This window comes from Neobacillus drentensis (assembly GCF_036962765.1).
GTDB classification, from domain to species: Bacteria; Bacillota; Bacilli; order Bacillales; family Cytobacillaceae; genus Neobacillus; species Neobacillus drentensis_C.
In genome coordinates this window covers 1-17,903 of record NZ_JBALOS010000101.1, presented here as the reverse complement: position 1 = coordinate 17,903, position 17,903 = coordinate 1, and the positions used below count along the sequence as shown (strand labels likewise).

Below are 17,903 nucleotides of genomic sequence, written 5' to 3'. Positions count from 1 at the left end.
GTAGGACGTTGCCAGGCACGAAAAGGACAATCTGAAAAAGGTTGTCTTTTTTGTTTAGTTTGATTTTTAGTGAACTTCTTTTTTATAGAAACTCCATGATTCGGACTATAAAAGTCGATTACTTACTTAGCCTGTCCGAATCAGTATTGTATACGGGCCATCCTATATATAATAATAGAAAAACGAGCACCCCATAGGAATGCTCGTTTCAACCCAATCATTGAATTTGTGCTTCCACAAACGTTTGCGCTTCTTGAGAATACTCGTATATAAGCTTAGTCTCCATTTCAGATAAGATCAGTTTATTTCCCTCTAGCTGGACTTCGGCCTTGCCCTTTTGGGTCAGAAGCGGTTTGAGCGGTTCTCCCGCATTCTTTGTTCCATCCATAGCAAAAATCCAAATATACGATTCTGCAGCATTGTCACTCGCAGCTAGAACTACCTCAGGTTCTCCATCCCCTGTAAAATCATGTTCAATACTAGAAAGGGAGTATCCCTCCTTTAGGATTAGGTTCTTATCAAAAGGACTTGCATCAGGTTCAACCGGCAGCACCAACGACCAGATCTGGTTCGTACGATCCGTTAAATAAATGTCCTGCTTACCGTTTTGAACTTGTCCATAAATAGCTTTTGCTTTTTTTCCATCAATATCAATCGTGAACGTTTGTCCTTCTGTTCCTTCTTGGGAGGGTTTAAAAGCATCTAAGGTCTCAATACTATCAACCGGTTTCTCGGCCAAATCCTTAGCACCAGTGTCCTCCGTCGTTATTACAACAGGTGCGGGTGCTTTGTCCTTACTGAAAAACTGGTTTAACCCGTACCAAGATCCGCCGCCGGCGCCGCCAAACAGTAGTAACGCTACCGAGAGTTTCAATCCATACTGTTTTAAAAATTTGACTAGAGGTGCGGCTGTTTCAGTTTCCACTTCCTTCAGAAAATTTTTAAGGCTGTAGTTTTTAATTGATTTCAGTTCTTTTCTTAGGGCTTTATTTTTCCAAATCGATTCTGGATGGCTAATTAAATACTTTTTCAAGGTTGCTCGATAAAATGGGTACAGATCAAGTAATCTTGTGTTGCCCCGAATAAACGATAGAATCGTTTTGTCGTCTCTGTTTTTAATCAGGTATTCCAATAAACCCTGATAGTCTACCCCCCTGCCCTCTGTTTCAAAGGCCATAAATAAAAGCGGAAAATACTCAGGATTAGATTGGCCTCGCAGTACTTGTTTAAGCGTACTTCTAAGTTTCCCGCGGCTTGGTCCGGTCAATACTCCTAAATTATAAGTTTCCGCATGAGCAGGGTTGCTGACGACTTCGTAAAGAGCATTGGTAATCAAGTAATTTTCCTTTACCTTTGCATCTTTCAACTCTCTAACATTAAGTCCCTTTGTAAAAATTTGACCAAAGGAGAGGATTTCTTTAACCGTAAACTCTTCTAAGCGAATAGAACGTAATAAGACGATCATTCCATGTTCGAGCAATCCTATTTTAAAACGGTTAAACTCGGTGCTATCCTGATCAATTGAAAAGCTCCTAATTGCCAAGAGATCCTTAAAAGAATGATAGGTAATCGCAGCAGAAAGCTTTTTGATAGAAACAGATTTAAATGTTTCATTCACTAACAGGTATGGTGATTCCAATTCCAACACTCGTTTTATCTCGGAAAGAATCTCATCGACTCCAACGAGTGCTTTAAACCGTTCCATTAGGTAGCTTTCAAGAAACGCGTCAAGATTTGGATGCTCACTAATAAACAAGATGATAGAGTGATAGGTCAGCTTGTTCTGTTCAATTTCCTTCCATAACTTATGGAAAAGTGGTTGCTGCTGATAATGCTTTAATGTCTCCAATATGAAAGAGATGGCTTCATCCGTTTTTAAGATTGAATTGATCGAAATAACCGCTTGAATATAGTCAAGGGCTGTTTTGGGATCCGCTGCGATTATTTCCTGATGAAGCAGATTCAAAAAGAGATCAACTAAATCGGGTTTCTCCCCACTATTAACCTGCAAGAATTTTTGTAAACTATGTAAAAAGCCAAGTTTATTTTTCGCATAAAAGGTCATATCTCTACTAGATAAAGTTAAAAACAGGTCGGTTAACTGGTAGTAGCTTGAGAGTTCCAGTTTTTGCTCTTCAGGCAGGCCAGCTAACGCTTGGTCAGCAAACTCAAGGAATGCATCGACTCGCTCTGATCTTGAAAAATGGTCGAGTGCATAATCCAAATATTCATGCGCCTGACCTCCAATGTCTAGACCGGAAATTCGTTTAGCGGCAAAGTCGAAAATAAATTGCTTTTCGATACTTCGGTCTGCTGTATTTAATGTCCCCGGGTCATAGAACGTGACGTGGATATAATTTTTGCTTTCAGGTGCGCTCGTAAAGGAAATGGCACCTAATTTTCGACGGTGAGCAAATGGTAAATACAAGGTCATTAACTCTAGAAGTAAAAGAGCGTAGTTCGTATAGTCGTTTAAAGGCACATCCAGTGAAATAAAGACCTTTTTCTTGCCTGCAATCGACGTCATCACCGCATATAAAAGCTGTTTGAATTGATCCTCGGTAATCGCTAATCGAACCAACAATTCATCTTTTACAGCGAGAATATTGGTCGCGTTATATTCGACTGCCTCCACGTCAGGCAGGACCATTCCTGACTCGATATCATAGGTGGTTTGAAACTCATTCCATTGAAATAATCTCTCTGGCTGCTTGAGCCACTCATCCTTCAGCCCCGGCGGAATAATATAGTTATGCATAAAATACGTGCTGCGGCTTCCCGTAAAGTCGGCGGGTACAAAGACGGCCTGACCGATGACTAGGTCACCGGTTTCAGGCTGAAAAAGGGTCACGGACTCGGGATAAAGAGAGGAATCCTTTTCACCGCGCTCCGATAGAATCTTTGGTGCATGATACATACAAAACGGGTGCAAGTATTTTTTTACAAAGGCTTTATCAAGGTTTTCGGAAATGGCAATCGTGTCATAACCGTCAGTGTCATGGAAAATGCCTCTCCGTTCGCGTGTATATATTTGCTGTGCGATCAACTTACCGGTCACTACTCATTTCTCCCTTCTATATAGCCTAATTTGTAAAGCAGCCAAATAAATGGTTCATCGACACGGATCGGACTAATAATCCCGCTTACCTGTTGATCGACGGGGTTACTGCCAAGGGCCGACACGGCGAAATAGGAGGTATCCCGAAAGTAAACATCAAGGGCATTTACAAACGGGGTATCCACTTTTGCTAGGAATCTCCTAATCTCCCCGTTAATATTCTCGTACTCATCTAAATTTAAGCAGCCCCGGTGAATCACATTGCGGAACACATTACTATTCGTCCGGATATAGTCTCCATCATCATGCTTTAAGGCATGTAAGAGGTCGCTCTTTGTTAAAACAACTGCTGTTGGAATATCAGTTTTGCTGTTTTCGAGATGGGCGATGAAATCTCCAAACAAGGAAATGACCACCTCACGCGGCTCATCACCTTGACCAACAATCTTCCCAGGATTTTCACCCATCTGATGGATCAGCTTTTCACGGATGGCTCGGATTTGCATCGGATCAACCAAGAATAAAATCCCTGATGAATTTTTGATATGGGCTGCATGAAGCTTGATGTAGTCCTTGTCTGTCATTCCTTCACCAGCGACATCGAAAAATACAAGCGTCAAGGGTGCTTGGTCATCATCCTTAAAGACGAATTGAAAAATAAACGGCTCCTGTCGGTTGGATTTCTCGGTTGATTGTAAGAGACTTCCATTTTCGAAGAGTGGAATCTCATAGTTTACCCGAAATCGTTTACTAATCTCGTTATCAAGTGGAATACATGCTGCATCGAAATTGTTAGCAGTCACATGCTGGAGGGTATGAATCAGTGATGTCATATAGACAGATTTTCCCACCGAAGTAGCGCCAACAATGGAAACAATGTTACTCGGATGTTTGCCCGCGGTGACGGGGAGGTCATTGTGACAGGCCGGACAAAGGCGGTTTCTCGTTACGACCGAATATTTATCAGACACACCAATGAGAACGCGGTCGGAATATAGTTTGTTTTCATCGGGAATCATGGCGGGTTCGATTATCGCCTCAAGTTCATCAATGGGGGCAAGCCCAAATTTTCCCCGGTACTTGTTTAACAATTCATCTTCCTGAAGGGCTAATGCTTCATCATCATCGCGGTGATGGGAGGCACGGAAGACAACCTCTTCATGATGGAATTTTGTAAAGCAATAAGGACAAACAATATCGTAAAATGGCAGCCGTTCCTTGGGCGGTTGTTTTTTTTCAAACATTCGTTTAAGCAATGCGAACATACGGATAGTCTCCCTTATTGTGGAATTAACTCATAACTTTGTGCTGATTTCTTTCCATCATTGAAAAAGATGCGAATGAACTCATTTTTATCAATTTCAATCTCTGGCGGCACCGTCTTCCCTGAGGGGAACTCGCGCACAAATGGATAGACGGTACCATCGTCAACCGAAACGGGAACACCCCCGTTTTTTTTTACATACACTAACAGCTCTTTATCAAGCGGCAGTTCGGTCATGATCGACATCCGTACTTTTTTGCGTGCTTGGAAGAGCTTATTTTTATAAGAAATCGAAAAATAAATTCTTGCTTTCGAACCTGATATATATATGAGGTTATCATCATTTTCCTGGTTGAAAACGATCAGTTTACCATCCCGTTTTTGGCAGGGGAGAATGCGATAAGCCGTGCGGCCAATGGCATCGATTCTGCCAAGATAGCCTTGATTTGCCTTATATTCCTCCCGCGTGTATAGCTTTAGGTCCTGCTCACTGAGTTCGTGGAGCGGCTTCATATTTTCAGAGGAGGATTTATACATGTAGACAAAGTCAATTTCCTTGGACCAGAACCAGGTTAAATGAACCTCGGAATCTCTTATCGTCTTTCTAATATTTTTTATTTCATGATCAGGAGAAGAAATGGTTTCCCAATTCACCAACAATCACCCTATTTCTAGTAGAATTCTTTTCTAATGCAGACTTGAGCCGCCTTGCAGCAAAATCAAAATCCCTTTCTAAAGGTCTCTCTTTTCGAGGCAGAGCTCCTTGTTGAAACATCTGTCATCCTACCGCTGCGATGCGTGCTGCCGGCAAATTTTTCCCGGATAGGGATTAGCATGGTACCTAAACCCGTTAACGCTGTCAAAAGGATATCAGCCGTGATCCGGTAGAAAAATCCGCCCAGTGTATTGGCTTGGAGCCCAAGCTCCAGAACCAATCCTGCAAGGATCCCTGCGATCAGCCCAGTAAAGCAAAAGCTTTTTGCCAAATAGCGATTGTCAAAAATAATTCCCAGAGCGAGCCCGAATAGTGCTCCGATTAACGAAAATAAGACCACACGGAGAACAGAAAGATAGGTGCTGTCTTGAGACAATCCATGTCTCTGAGTCACAAGGAGCCGGTCTTGGTTTTCGAGGTATATCTTTTCAAATACATTTGTTAATTCGTTGGCATTTTTCACGTCATAGAAGGAACCCCCCGTGCTGGAGGAAATCGATTGGAGGAGATGGGCGCCGCTTTTGTCAATTTTACTCATCCCAATCGTATTTATGGCAATCTCTTTGTTTTGGTAAGGCTCGACCACTGCGTCGAGATCAAGTTCACTGTATCCATCGGAAAAAAGAATGACCATTGGTTTGCGGCCTGCCTGGTAATGGTCGTCAATCTCTTGAATCGCACGGTCCAAGGCGTTGCCGATATCAGTGCTGCCAGAGGCCTCTAATGCCTTGATTTGCTTGATGGCATCGGCCCGTTCCTCTTTATCACGAATGTTAAACATCGATTTGGTAATCATGGCATTGTCGTTAAACGAAAGAACAGTGGCACGATGGGTGGACTTCATATTGGTTATCAGCGTTTCAGCTGCCTTCAAGCTTTCACGCCCCGGGTCGGTTTTATTCATACTGTCTGATATATCGAGGACCATGACAATATCATCAGGCGTTTTAACGTTTGAAAAATTAAGTGAGTATAAGAATTGAAAGAGAACACCGGCAACAAACAGCATGACGAATGTTGCTGGGACAAGAATTTTCCATGAGAACGAAGCGTATTCTAAGCGCCAGCCTCTTCCGTTAATCATTGGCGTAATCATCTCAGCGGCCAAACAGAAGAGTCCGCCGAGGAGTGCCAACTGTCCCCAATAGACCCACATTAACAGGATATTGGGCCAAATACCATAATAGGACTCTAGTAACCATTCCCCGATTACGGCGCCGATGAGTCCGGCCATGATACTAAATACAAAAAAGAGAAAGCTAAATTTTCGGACAGACATGTTCAAAGCTCCTTATGATATAGAGTTGCTACTAACAGATTCCGTTTCGTCTTGCATCGGCGCCTAGACTAAACGGGCGCTTCCGCTTTGGAATGAAATTGGAACCCCTCATTGCAATAAGCCTTGTAGTATTTTTCTCCGTTGCGATAGTACATCAAGTCCCTTAAGTGAAATCCTCCCATGAGGGTGAGTTTTTCGATCCCGCTTGCTTTCTTTTCATGGGCACAGCCGACTTTGCACTGTCTTGTTTCATGTTCTTTTTCTAAGACGAACTCCATGAACTTGCTGTAGAAATCACCAAAGAAGTATTTTTCCTCGTACCGGTGTTCCTGGGTGTAGTTAAACACTTCAATCTGTATCGATGATTGATCATCGAGCCGGTTATATAATTGCGTAAATAATTCGCTTTTCGAGAGCACATCTCTGTTTTCATAATGGGTCATGACATTGGCTCGTTCTAACAGCTCATCTTCAAAGTTGCGGTGGAATTCCTCTTGGGTAAGCACCTCACGACTGCACACATGCAGGACTCGGTCCAGCAGTGCCGTGGCCCCGTTTTCAAGCAAACCGACCAGGTTTCCAAAAAAGCGATCATCCGAAAAGAAGTGAGCCCCGCGTTTCTCTTTTATTTTTGCGATGATACGTGTAATCATCTCGGCATAATATTCAGGGATATTCTTATCTAAATAATCATCGGCCTCATAAAGGCTTTCTGCTGCTGCCTGTTTCAAAAAGGAACCGACTTCGTTAATATGATTGATTTTGGTTTGCAATTTCAGGTGGTTTTCTTCAAGGACTTCCAAGTACTGCTTCAATATGGTCTGCTTCACGTCAAGTTTGATTATTTCATACTTTATGCCATACACCGATTCAAAAAAGTAGTGTAGGAAATTATACAGGTTTTTCCGGTCGGAAAAAGGAAGATAACTCTTTTTAAAATCACAGCTGTCGACCAGTTGCTGGTAGTACTGTTCTAGCCGTGCTTGTTTTTCTACTTGTTCATTTTTCGTATCGATTAGCATTTTGTGAATTTCATGGATGATACTAATCTCCGAACCAGTCGAATCCGCGGTCCAAAAATAGGCACAATATAAACCGTAAAATTCATGTTGAATCACATTTTCATCTAGCGAGCGCTGGATCATAAGCTTCAGATTGAACTGTTTAAGGCGCTCGGAGACAGGTTCTTTGAAATTGGAATAGAAGAAGCGTTCCGCTCCACCCTCAAACAAGTAATCCTCCGCCTCTCTGACCGACATTCTTTTCACGGTTTGATAAGAATTCGTGACACCGATTAATCCATTCATGTCCTCCAGCTTGTCAATCAAAGGGAGACATTTGTTATAATACTTTTGAAAAGAAGCCTCTGACAGGGCAAATAAGTTGAGCACTTTTTCCCGGGGCTGCGAAATCGGGGCTTTTAATGCTTCCATCAGCTCATTGTAAAAATGACTTGCTGCAAAAAAAGCAATCGCCTTGCTGGGCCTATTTACTTTGGAAAAGCCGGCTGAAGCGTACACAGGATCTCTTGAATTTCCGCGTATGCCCTTACGAAAGACAGCATGGTTATAGCTGTCCATCTTTTCGTGGTAATCGGTAATCATCTTGCGGTTTTTTAAGAGATTAAGATTGCTGATGATTTCATAGTTTTGCTGTTGGGCTTCACTTGAAATAAGGCCATCTTCGTTTTTATCGCTTAGTAAATACACCATATCGAATAGTGGGGAAGGTGGGTGACTCACCGGCAGCCGGAGGTGATCTTCTGTCAGCTGAAGGTTTTGCAGAAAGGTGTATTCATCACATTGATAGCCATCTAATTCTTTGAAAAAACTAATCCCGAGCGAGGTCGAGAGGGCAAAATTATCGCCGTCCTGTTTTTCTTTTATTAATCCGTATAGGTCCACTTCGACCAGCCGGAAAGATTCCTGCAGAATACTTTTAAGCAATAAGGTAAATTCTTGAATAAGAATATTCGCAGGGTCATCAATCACTGTGACCACGCACAGGTTCACTTTTTGAAGGGAGGAATACACCTTCCCATACTCAGCAATTTTCGATGAAAACAAGCGATAGGTTTTATTTAGTTCAATCAGTTTGTCTTCATCACGACAAAAGGATTCGTATAAGTCTTTCCGGACGGTTTTTCGATCAAAGCCTTGGTCTGGAAGCTGAAACGAAAGCACATTTGGATGGGTGATCGTCTTTGTTTGATAAGCGTGAAAATAAAGCACGCCTGAACTGTTATGCCATTTTTCTTCATTAATCGTCAAAATGGATTTTAGAGCATCCAAAACAAGATCACCCAGAAATACGAATACAATTGGATGGTTCACACTTCGCTGTTCATTTACTACAAGCGTCATTTTTTCTAGTTGGTTGGAAAAAGTGTGTGCATACGTTTGTAAAAGGTCTCTCAAGTTGTTTTCCCCCTCATCAGAAAAAAAATTAGTAGCCTTCTACTTTGAAAATTGTCCAGCTCCAGCGCCTAGGGGCTCGGGGTCATAAGCCAATCCGTCATGAAGGTTAAAAAGCAACCTTCACGCCGGCTCGTCTTATGCCTGTCGCCCCTAGGAAAAAATGAACTACTTTTTTCCCTGAACAAGGCGCTTCCGCTTTTATACGAGGCGGGCCACAAGCAAATCCTGCATGTGGCCACATCATTTCTGCATTCGTATCAAACTGTCCTTATGATTTTTGCTCTGTTAAGTTGATTTCCGCTCCAGGCGCTTTGCGGTTCGCGGGCGGTTCGGGAGCCTCCTCATCGCTTGAGTGACTGCGGGGTCTCCCGTGACCGCAGAGTCTCGCGCCTTCCGCTCCAATCATTATAGTGCCAAATCAACATGAGCTTTAACATAGCTATGATTTTAATTGACGCAGCATATCCTGAACTTTAATCATCATTTCTTTATAGAACCTATACAATTCTTCGCCGTTTACAAAATCCTTGTAGTCATAATCAAGAGCTTCTTTTTCCTTTTGATAGGTGGCAGCCATTTCCTCTAAGGCAGAAATCAGCTCTGTTGCCTGTTCCTCGCTAATCAAGTCATTGCTCCTGCGTTCAGATTTCTTTCCGAGTTGGGCCATTTGTTTAGAAGTCAACTTTTTGAAAGCTTGATAGATTTCAAAATCTATGAATTTTGTTGTTTTCATTAAGTTAACGAACGGTTCCCAGGCATCTTCCTCAATCTCCTTATCGTACACGTAAAGAGCGCCTCTTTTCCGAATCGTTTTTGTATAAACAGCCTGGATAAACTGATTCAGGGATACTTCTTTGTCTTTTTGTGATTCAATCCATTGCTCAATCTCAGCCATTTTTTCTTGAATCAGGTGATATTTTTTAACTTCTACTTTCACTTTTTCAATGAGCTTTGGTGAGCGAATGAAATTTTCTTTGGCTAATTCCAAATTGGTGCTTCCAAAAATATCACTGACACCATCAGATTCCATCCCGCCTGAGAACATAGCTTTAAGCTGGCTCAGCACCCGTTTCAGATTTCCAGGGCTTGCCTTATCAATCTGCTGCGGATCGACTTCATACTGTGCATATAAATCCGAAAGGCTGATCTCGTTTGTAAAATGGCACTGGAACCGTGCGCTTGTATTATGATCTGCATTCTTCTCGCTGATACAGCCGAATGCGGACGCCTCATCAAATAGGGTGCGGACACTGGCATTGTATTGCTTGACGCGCTCATTTTGGTACGTATCTCCCCATGACTTTTCCGGAATTGGTGATGGGAGGTAAGCCCAGTTTTCTTTATCTGTTTGCACGAGATGGCGGCCGACGCCTTCTTTTTCCAAAATCGTTTTTTCATACGAAGTTTCGTAAATGGCTAGTGGTGAATAGGCGAATAACGGAATCCCATTTTTCGTATTCAACCAGAAAATTCGATTCTTTAATTCGCTTTCTTTAATCGTGAACCGGGAATGGCTTAAGGAATGCCTCTCGAAATTTTTAATTCCATTGAAAATATTCGGCGCTTTTACCGGTACGGAGACAAATCCCCATTGCGGGAAGTGCAACTGTCCGTTACTGTTGGCAAGATGGAATACTGGCAGGGCGTCGCGGTCCAGTCTAGCGGCAATTTTATCTTCAATAATTTTGTCAATCGGTTGATCTTCGCCGTATTTCATGCGTAAAAAGTCTTCCATTGATTTTGTGATTAATTCACCGAACTGATCGGTTAAGAATTCAGACACCGTGCCGACGACATCCACTTCGGACTCCTTGATCCAATAGGTTGATTTTTCAAGAAGCATTTCGGACCACTGCTGGACCAATAATTCACCGTCTTTGGAATCAAACAAACGCTGGATTTCACGTGCAACATCGGGTACACTGACCAAATGCCAATAATAGGTGACATCATTCTCGTGTTTGATTTCCTCGCCATCAACCAGGATATCGGCATTCTTTTCAAAAATTCCTCTTAATGTTTCAAGGATTTCTTTATACACTTCATAAATTTTGTTGTTTTGACTATTAAGAAGTTGGTATAGGTCCTCATAAAATTCAATCATTTCTTCAATCCGAACCTTTTCAGCCCGAGCATCATATTCATTCAGCTTGGCCTCAATATAGGCATTCTTTTTGCGATCCTTAGAGATAAAGGCACTTCTGGCATCTTCAAGTTTATTTAAGGCATATTCCTGATCAGTAGAAATAGCTCTCGGAAGGCGCTCTAAGCGGTCGCGAAGTCCTTCCGTATAAGCCTGCAGGGTTTTTAATAGGCAGAATCCATCATTTGAATAGATTAAACGCGATGCAAAAATTGGTCCTTTTTTCGGATGAAGGAACAGACGCTCAATTTGACGGCGGAACTCTTCCATAATCTCGCCAGGGAGTTGTTTCTTGCATTTGCGATATTGTTCTTGTGCTTTTATTAAAAATTCACGATCTAATTCGTCATCGATATTAATGACAGACGTTTTGATCACGTTGTTGTAAGAGAAGCGATCACTATTTTCAAAACCGGATAACGCTTCCGGTACACGTTCGTTAAAGCGATTATGGACAGAATCTGGATCAATTCGCAGTTTTTCTAAAAATTGCTCCACTTCTGTTTGATCGGGGCCTGCATCAAACATGCTGTTCATTTTTTCAAACAGCTTATAGCCGATATACGTAGTCATTTCTTCGAGAGGAATTTCTGCCATCGAGGCACCGATAATGTTGTATTGGTAGTTGGCCGCATAGGGCTTTGGCATTTGTGCAATATTAGTCCGGATGTTACTAATATAATCATGAATCGCGAACTCTTCGCCCGATTTCTTTTCCTCGTTGGCCATGAAGTTGGTAATATTCTCTGCGGTGACATTCATGCAGTAATCATACGCATTCTCGAGCCATTTTCCTTCTAAGTTCGTCCCCGAGATTAAATGACAGAGATTAAAGGGCGGCATCGGAGAGTTAACCTCTAACAGGCTGCCGTACCTCTGTTTGAACCGTTCATTTCGTTCATCGGCATTCATCCAATAATCCAGCTCTTTTAAGGCGGCATAGCCATTTTTCTCAATGTATTCAACGGTGTGCGAGCTTAGGCCGCGTTTGGAGAGATTGACATCGGGAGTGAAAAGATAGCCGAGAATACTGACTTTATCCACGCCTGTTGGGCCAAATTTACGCTCCATAATCCCGCGGGTAATGTAGGAAATATCAAGATAGCAGCCACTGCCGGTTCCGCCGGAAAGTCCGGTTAGGATGAAGACATACAACCGTTTATTGGTCCCTTCGAGGACGGCCTCTATTTTTCGTTCAATGGTTTGGACCACTTGATTGATCTTGGTGAAAAGAAGCAATCGCCCCGCCTGACGGACACCTGAAGCACCGCTGATCCCATCGGTAATGAGCAGTTCCGGTGAGAGCCATTCCTTTATGTAGGGCTCAATCGTGCTCCGATTTTGAAGCAGGCCGCCAATTTCCGGGTTGGAAAGGAGGACAAATTCCTTGTTTGGATCTAGCCCGATGCCTTTATACTTTTTATTACGGTCATATTCATTTGTTTCAAAGGCTAGAAATTCAATATTATTTGGCTTATCCTTTTTCTTTTTGGATAAAGGGTCCTGAGGCAGTTTGAAACGGCGATTAACTTGATATTTTAATCGTAATAGGGCATCAATGCCTGTACCGCCAAGGCCGATGACCAGCATTGGATTATCTATGGTATCCACGCGGATTTTCTCTGAAATAATCCCTCCGCCTAAGGAAACATCTAACTGCTGAATATGCTCTCTCACACTTGCTCTCATGCAAAAATTCCTCCCGGGCTGTAAAATAATACAATCTCTCTCACATATATGACGAAAAATAACGGGATAAGGATTCAATTTAGGGTGCCAAGCTCCTGAAATGGTGCATGACACCATTTCAGGCACCTTCGCTTTTCTTTTTGTCTGGCTGCAGCGCCTAGGGGCTCGGGTCATAAGCTTATCTAGTTTCGGCTCCTTGGGACTCGAGTCATAAGCCACCCCCTGAAGAAGGCAAAAAGCGCCTTCTTGCAGGGGGCGTCTTATGCCTTCGTCCCAGGACAGTCGCCTCCACATTTAATTCAATCCGTCCTGAAGGTTAAAAAGCAACCTTCACGCCGGCTCGTCTTATGCCTGTCGCCCCTGGGAAAAAATGAACTACTTTTTTCCCTGAACAAGGCGCTTCCGCTTTTCTTTTTAACTGATATACTCTATAAATATTGATTTATTAACCTTTTTTAGAACGATTCTTAGACGATCGTTTTTCTTTATTTCAAAGCCCTTTTTGGCATCGATGGCGCGTCCGCCTTTTTCAATCGTACTGTCTGAGTTATTGATGAGCAGAAGTTTATCGCCGGCAGCAGGTTTGAAAATGATTTGCTCGGTTTCGGCGAATTCAGGTGCCAGGGACAGGAGTTGATGCATGCGGAACTTCCTTTTAAAGCCCTTTAACTTTTTGTATTGTGGATTGGTTCGTTCGCCTGTATCTTCGTTCTTCATTTCCACAACGATTTGCCCGCTAAAGCCGCGGCTGGCTTGCTTCATTTTTGCTAATAGAATAGAAACAAGGGCTACAAGCAGGAGGGCACCAACAACGGCCGCCACTACATACAGCCACGGAAAAGGCTTCTCGTCTTCCGTATTTGCAGGTTTGACTGCAGCAGGAGACTTGGCTGTATGTTGAAGCGTAATCTTTTGTGGTGCGGTTTCCCGGAAAAAGCTATTGTCTTCCGCTTTGACAACCACCTCATAACTAGAGGCATTTCCAAGCTTGAATTGTCCTGTAAAGGCTGTATTATCTGAATTTAGAACAACTTCTTTAATTTTTCCTTTATCAAGGTCCTTCACAAAAAGTGTTGCTTTCATTTCTTGATAGATATCTTTATCAGAAATAACGGTGCCGTTATCTTCAAAAAAGGCACTTATTTTAACTGTGTCACCTGCTTTGTAGATCTGTTTAGCAAGTGAACTCAGCTTAAGCTGTAAATCATAGTTAAAAACGAGATTAACATCGATCTTATCCTGATTGACGCCTTTAACCTTTAGCGTCCAATCACCTTGTATGGGCTTCAACAGCTTTACCATCGAGTAAGTTTTAGATTTTGAAAATAGGACTTGATCGGAAGGGATGGCAAGCTCCTGACCGGAAGGATTCACCAACTGTACCTCGACTGGTTTACTAGACATCAGCGAAATATTGGCTTCTAACACATTTTCATTGGGGACATGGATGTTGATATCCTGAAATTGGCCGTTCCCGACAATTTGATTCAAAGGGACAACTTTTAACTTTAGGTGGTTGGCAAAGATTTCACTAAGAATGCCAGGCAGCTTGTCAGCTGAGGTTGCTTCGAAGAATTTGCCGTTAGTCTGTTTGGCTACATCGGTGAGAACGTCTTTGTTCAGCTTGCCGTTTGCGTTTAATCCAATGGTATAGATTGGATACCCCTTTTCCTTTGCGGCAGTGATGGCTTTTTCTAAATCGCTATTCGCTTCTTTTAAAGTCTTAGCCTTTTTGGGATCCATTTCGTTATTTCCATCAGCAAGAAGGACAATCAGTGGGAAGTAATCCTGTTCATGGCTGGAATCGAGCACCTTTACAGCCTCGCTAACCCCGGTTGATAAATCCGTATATGTGTATTTCTCAAGAGAATCAATAAAATCCTTGAGATCTTTCTTATCCTGATTCGAGCGGATTTTAACTAATGCTTTTTCGCGCATAACCGCATCTGCGTACGCGATGGCGCCAATTTTATCCCCATTAAAGGAGGCCATATCAATGAACATCTTCATCGCTTCATTGCTAATATTCTTTGGGTCGCTGCTTTTCATTGAATTACTAACATCCACGACTAGCATCCCTTCAATTCGGGAAGTGGAATTTAATGGACTGGCAGCACGTACACTATAATAGTTCATGCTGCAGAAAAGACACGCGATTACTATAAAACTACTTATCCATTTTTTTAACATGTGTGTGCAACCTCCAACAGCAGTTTCCTTTTCGGGTAATAGTTATAATTTTTGAAATATACTCTCATTTTACCATCGTTACCCTATTATTCCCAAACATATCCTATCTTTAAATATTAAAATATTACCATTATAATATACTAAATGAATTTTTTGGAAATTATCGCCTCATCTAAAACTGTCAAAGAGGGGAAGAACGAATGTATAGTATTGTATTTACGAGCCTGCTAGTTTTAATTCTTATCTGGAAAGCGTTTAAATTAGTTAAAAACAAACGGAACAGTGGAAATTTCGATGATATCGACGATGAGTTGGTCATCATGTTGAATGAAGGTGATTCCAATCGCTAAGCAAGCCATCCAGCTTTCCAAGAAAAAAAGGACGAAATATTGTTATCAAAAACTGAAAATGTGTAAAAAGTGCAATCGTTATTCTGTTTTAAAAGAGGAAGAATGCCCAACATGCGGTTTGACTTTTGTGGGGATCGAGAGCATCGTCCATTCAATTTTTCGAAACCGTTTATTTACGGAAGCTATAAGAATATTGATTCTGGTTTGTATTGGAATTGTAGCGGCTCCAACAGTAAAAACGCTCTATCTCTCGTTAATCACTGGGGTCATTTTTGTGAGTAGCTATATCATTCTCACGGTTACTTTTATGAAAAGTGAATATTTTATGGTGCTGAAAAAGCTGCTTCGCGCCGACTTTCGAAAAATTCAAGCAGGTATTCAGTTTGATAGCAACCTTGCCAAAGAGGATGTCAAAGCGGGAAAACTGGCCCCGGCCTATGATAAGCTGCGTGAGATTGGTGATTTTATTTATAGTGATCAGGTGAAAATACGCCGAGTCATGGTCTTGAATGATATCGTGCTAAGAAGAGACATGGAGCTTGAACTTGAATCTCTTATTCCTTCATCCTATGATAAGGATTTTGTGAAATATGCCCTGGAGATATTAAAAATCAATCGGCCCCTGTTTACCAAAAAGTGTATCGCCTATTTTATTCAATATCGGGATGCTATTGTAAGGGATTTCGGTATCGATTCACTTATTGCTGTCGCTGGGACAGCGTTACGAATGAAACTGTACATTCAAGAATTCTCAGACTTCATTGAGGAATTCCTTGAATATTTTCCAAAGGACCGGTTTTTAAGGCTGTGCAATATTCTCTATTCAAACCCAGATGCAAAGTGGGGCAGTCTTGAGGAAAAAGCAAAGCGTTTGGTTGCAATCAAGTATCATTATGATCCTGATTTTAAACGGTTTGTTTCGTAGAAAGGATTTTAAAATCATGTTTAAATCAACCCTATACAAAAAAGTAAATTGGTCCCGGAATGTTTCCTTACTTATTCTGACTGTATTGCTTGTCGGTGTGAGCGGAAAAATCATCATGGCGCATGAAAAACTAAGAACCTATAAGGAAGCGGTAAAGCTTTATCAGTCAGGAGAATTAGTGGCAGCGGAAGAAAAGTTTCGGGCAGCTAAACTGAATGTTTTTGTGACAGACCATAACAAAGACATCAAACAAAAGCTCTCTATCCTCTCACCTATTCGAAAAGCCATGGAAGAATTCGATAACAAAGCAGCCAATTATAAGAAAGAAAACGACCTCGATAAGCTTGTATCTATTTATGACAGCTGGCAGGAAAGTCAGAAAAAATGGGTGTCAGGCACCAGCGTTCAAAAGGATATGTACGGAGAAATGGAGGCGATGACGAATCTCGATAGGGATATGAAGGGATATTTTTCGACGATTAAGAAGGTGAACCTTGATAAATTAGTACATGATTCAATCAATGGTATTTCTGAAGAGGAGGAGATCTATACTATCCTCAACAAAATTCCAGCTGAATATTACGGCAAACGCTCGTCAGCCAAGACAAAAGAAGTCCAAACAACGTTCGAAAACTATTACTCCACAAAGCTCTATAAAATAATCGAAAATGGCGCTGTTTCATCTATTGTAGATGAGGGAAACAGACAATTTAGTGCCCTCAAGGAATTGTCAATGGATTCGGACTGGCTCGAGGAAACACTTGATGTGAACCTATTAAGGATTGTAACAAAGGCGATGAATAAAAAGGATTATGCAGCCTTTGCCGACGCAGCGAGCACGATCAAAAAATTAGAGGGGAATATGAACGATACGAAAGTTTTTGTTTATATTGAAAAATCCACAGGTGAGGCTTTAACGAAAGCCGAAAATCTTACAGCGGCGAACCAATACAAAGATGCGATCAGCATCTATGAAGCGTTAAAACCATTGAAGGACACCGCAGAATTAGTTTCAAAAGCAAATCTTGCTTGGGATCAATATCAACCCATTCGTGTCTTGGAGCGCTTATATACAGGAAAAGAATTTTCAACATTCGTGAATACTAGCAACAAATTTGGTGGAGATAGCGTTGTTGCTGCTATCTCCACCGACGGCGGCATTTATTATGGCCAACTGACCGGTGAAGAAGCGATGGTGGTAACGGAGGGGTCAATCGAAGGGGCACCGGCCATTTATAAGCTAGTGTTTCAAAGCAGTTTAAGTTCATCAGAGCATCCTGTTCTTTATATTGATGCAAAGTCATCAGAGCGGAAGCACCATTACTTAGCCTATGAAGTCAGCGGTGGTTCGATGGTGAACATTCTTGATGTCAAAGCAGATGGTTTGACCATTGAATCGAACCAAGTCTTAGTGGTTGATAATCCAGTCGGACAGGGAGAAGGCGAACTCGCCTACTTTGAACCAGATCTTAATGGGAAATATCAATTTACGAAAACAAAGGAAACCTATGAAGAGATCAATGTAGAGAACATTGCGAACTACTTTGGGAAAAAAGTTCGTTTTACCGCCTATACCGATTCTCAGCTAGATGACGGAATGTTGGTTACCTTATCGGAAACCTTTAATGAAAGTACCGAGGAATGGAAGAAAACATATTTGTTATTAAAAGGCTATTCCGAATTTACAACGTACACCAGTTATACAGTGAGTGGTGTTTTTGACAGCTATACAGATATTAACGATGAAAATGGCGAAACCATCCGTGTCCCAGTCTTCCAAGTAGAAAAAGTTGAATAATCAAAAAAAGACCAATCGAAGGCGCGGGCCAACGTTTGGTCTTTTTTAATAAGGCAATGTTAAAGCTTATTGTTG

10 protein-coding genes are annotated in these 17,903 nt (G+C 41.8%); 3 read left to right on the top strand and 7 right to left on the bottom strand.

What is annotated here, in order from left to right:
• Positions 1 to 217 precede the first annotated feature (217 nt).
• From V7137_RS13945 to V7137_RS13915, 7 genes are all read right to left on the bottom strand, one after another.
• Positions 218 to 3,058, bottom strand: a complete 2,841-nt coding sequence (locus V7137_RS13945; RefSeq protein WP_335698645.1) for a hypothetical protein — start codon at positions 3,056 to 3,058, stop codon at positions 218 to 220.
• Positions 3,058 to 4,323 (bottom strand): TRAFAC clade GTPase domain-containing protein, encoded by a 1,266-nt coding sequence (locus tag V7137_RS13940; protein WP_335698644.1) that lies wholly within the window; start codon positions 4,321 to 4,323, stop codon positions 3,058 to 3,060. Before V7137_RS13940 ends, V7137_RS13945 begins: the two co-directional genes overlap by 1 nt.
• A 14-nt stretch (positions 4,324 to 4,337) precedes the next feature.
• Positions 4,338 to 4,976, bottom strand: coding sequence for a beta-mannanase (locus V7137_RS13935; RefSeq protein ID WP_335698643.1), 639 nt, complete (start codon positions 4,974 to 4,976; stop codon positions 4,338 to 4,340).
• 65 nt (positions 4,977 to 5,041) lie between these two features.
• Positions 5,042 to 6,316, bottom strand: a complete 1,275-nt coding sequence (locus V7137_RS13930) for a vWA domain-containing protein (protein WP_335698642.1) — start codon at positions 6,314 to 6,316, stop codon at positions 5,042 to 5,044.
• 68 nt (positions 6,317 to 6,384) lie between these two features.
• Positions 6,385 to 8,733 carry a hypothetical protein gene (locus V7137_RS13925; RefSeq protein ID WP_335698641.1) on the bottom strand — a complete coding sequence of 783 codons (2,349 nt, stop codon included), beginning with the start codon at positions 8,731 to 8,733 and terminating at the stop codon, positions 6,385 to 6,387.
• 439 nt (positions 8,734 to 9,172) lie between these two features.
• Positions 9,173 to 12,565, bottom strand: a complete 3,393-nt coding sequence (locus V7137_RS13920) for a tubulin-like doman-containing protein (protein ID WP_335698640.1) — start codon at positions 12,563 to 12,565, stop codon at positions 9,173 to 9,175.
• Between the two features lie 414 nt (positions 12,566 to 12,979).
• Entirely contained in the window at positions 12,980 to 14,755 is a 1,776-nt protein-coding gene (locus V7137_RS13915) for a vWA domain-containing protein (protein WP_335698639.1), read from the bottom strand.
• Positions 14,756 to 14,955: 200 nt separating this feature from the next.
• Here V7137_RS13915 and V7137_RS13910 point away from each other — a divergent pair, with 200 nt between their 5' ends.
• From V7137_RS13910 to V7137_RS13900, 3 genes are read left to right on the top strand one after another with little or no spacing between them, the layout of a single operon-like run.
• The gene (locus tag V7137_RS13910) at positions 14,956 to 15,105 is read left to right on the top strand and encodes a hypothetical protein (protein WP_335698638.1); all 150 of its coding nucleotides are present in this window, start codon (positions 14,956 to 14,958) and stop codon (positions 15,103 to 15,105) included.
• Positions 15,083 to 16,030, top strand: coding sequence for a hypothetical protein (locus V7137_RS13905; RefSeq protein WP_335698637.1), 948 nt, complete (start codon positions 15,083 to 15,085; stop codon positions 16,028 to 16,030). The genes V7137_RS13910 and V7137_RS13905 overlap by 23 nt, the downstream gene beginning before the upstream one ends.
• Before the next feature lie 16 nt (positions 16,031 to 16,046).
• Positions 16,047 to 17,828, top strand: coding sequence for a hypothetical protein (locus V7137_RS13900; protein ID WP_335698636.1), 1,782 nt, complete (start codon positions 16,047 to 16,049; stop codon positions 17,826 to 17,828).
• Positions 17,829 to 17,903: the final 75 nt, after the last annotated feature.

Bases quoted from the DNA above. Each gene is read 5' to 3' on its own strand.
- V7137_RS13905 (WP_335698637.1), top strand. From the start codon at position 15,083: ATGAAGGTGATTCCAATCGCTAAGCAAGCCATCCAGCTTTCCAAGAAA.
- V7137_RS13920 (WP_335698640.1), bottom strand. From the start codon at position 12,565: ATGAGAGCAAGTGTGAGAGAGCATATTCAGCAGTTAGATGTTTCCTTA.
- V7137_RS13940 (WP_335698644.1), bottom strand. From the start codon at position 4,323: ATGTTCGCATTGCTTAAACGAATGTTTGAAAAAAAACAACCGCCCAAG.
- V7137_RS13900 (WP_335698636.1), top strand. From the start codon at position 16,047: ATGTTTAAATCAACCCTATACAAAAAAGTAAATTGGTCCCGGAATGTT.
- V7137_RS13910 (WP_335698638.1), top strand. From the start codon at position 14,956: ATGTATAGTATTGTATTTACGAGCCTGCTAGTTTTAATTCTTATCTGG.
- V7137_RS13930 (WP_335698642.1), bottom strand. From the start codon at position 6,316: ATGTCTGTCCGAAAATTTAGCTTTCTCTTTTTTGTATTTAGTATCATG.
- V7137_RS13915 (WP_335698639.1), bottom strand. From the start codon at position 14,755: ATGTTAAAAAAATGGATAAGTAGTTTTATAGTAATCGCGTGTCTTTTC.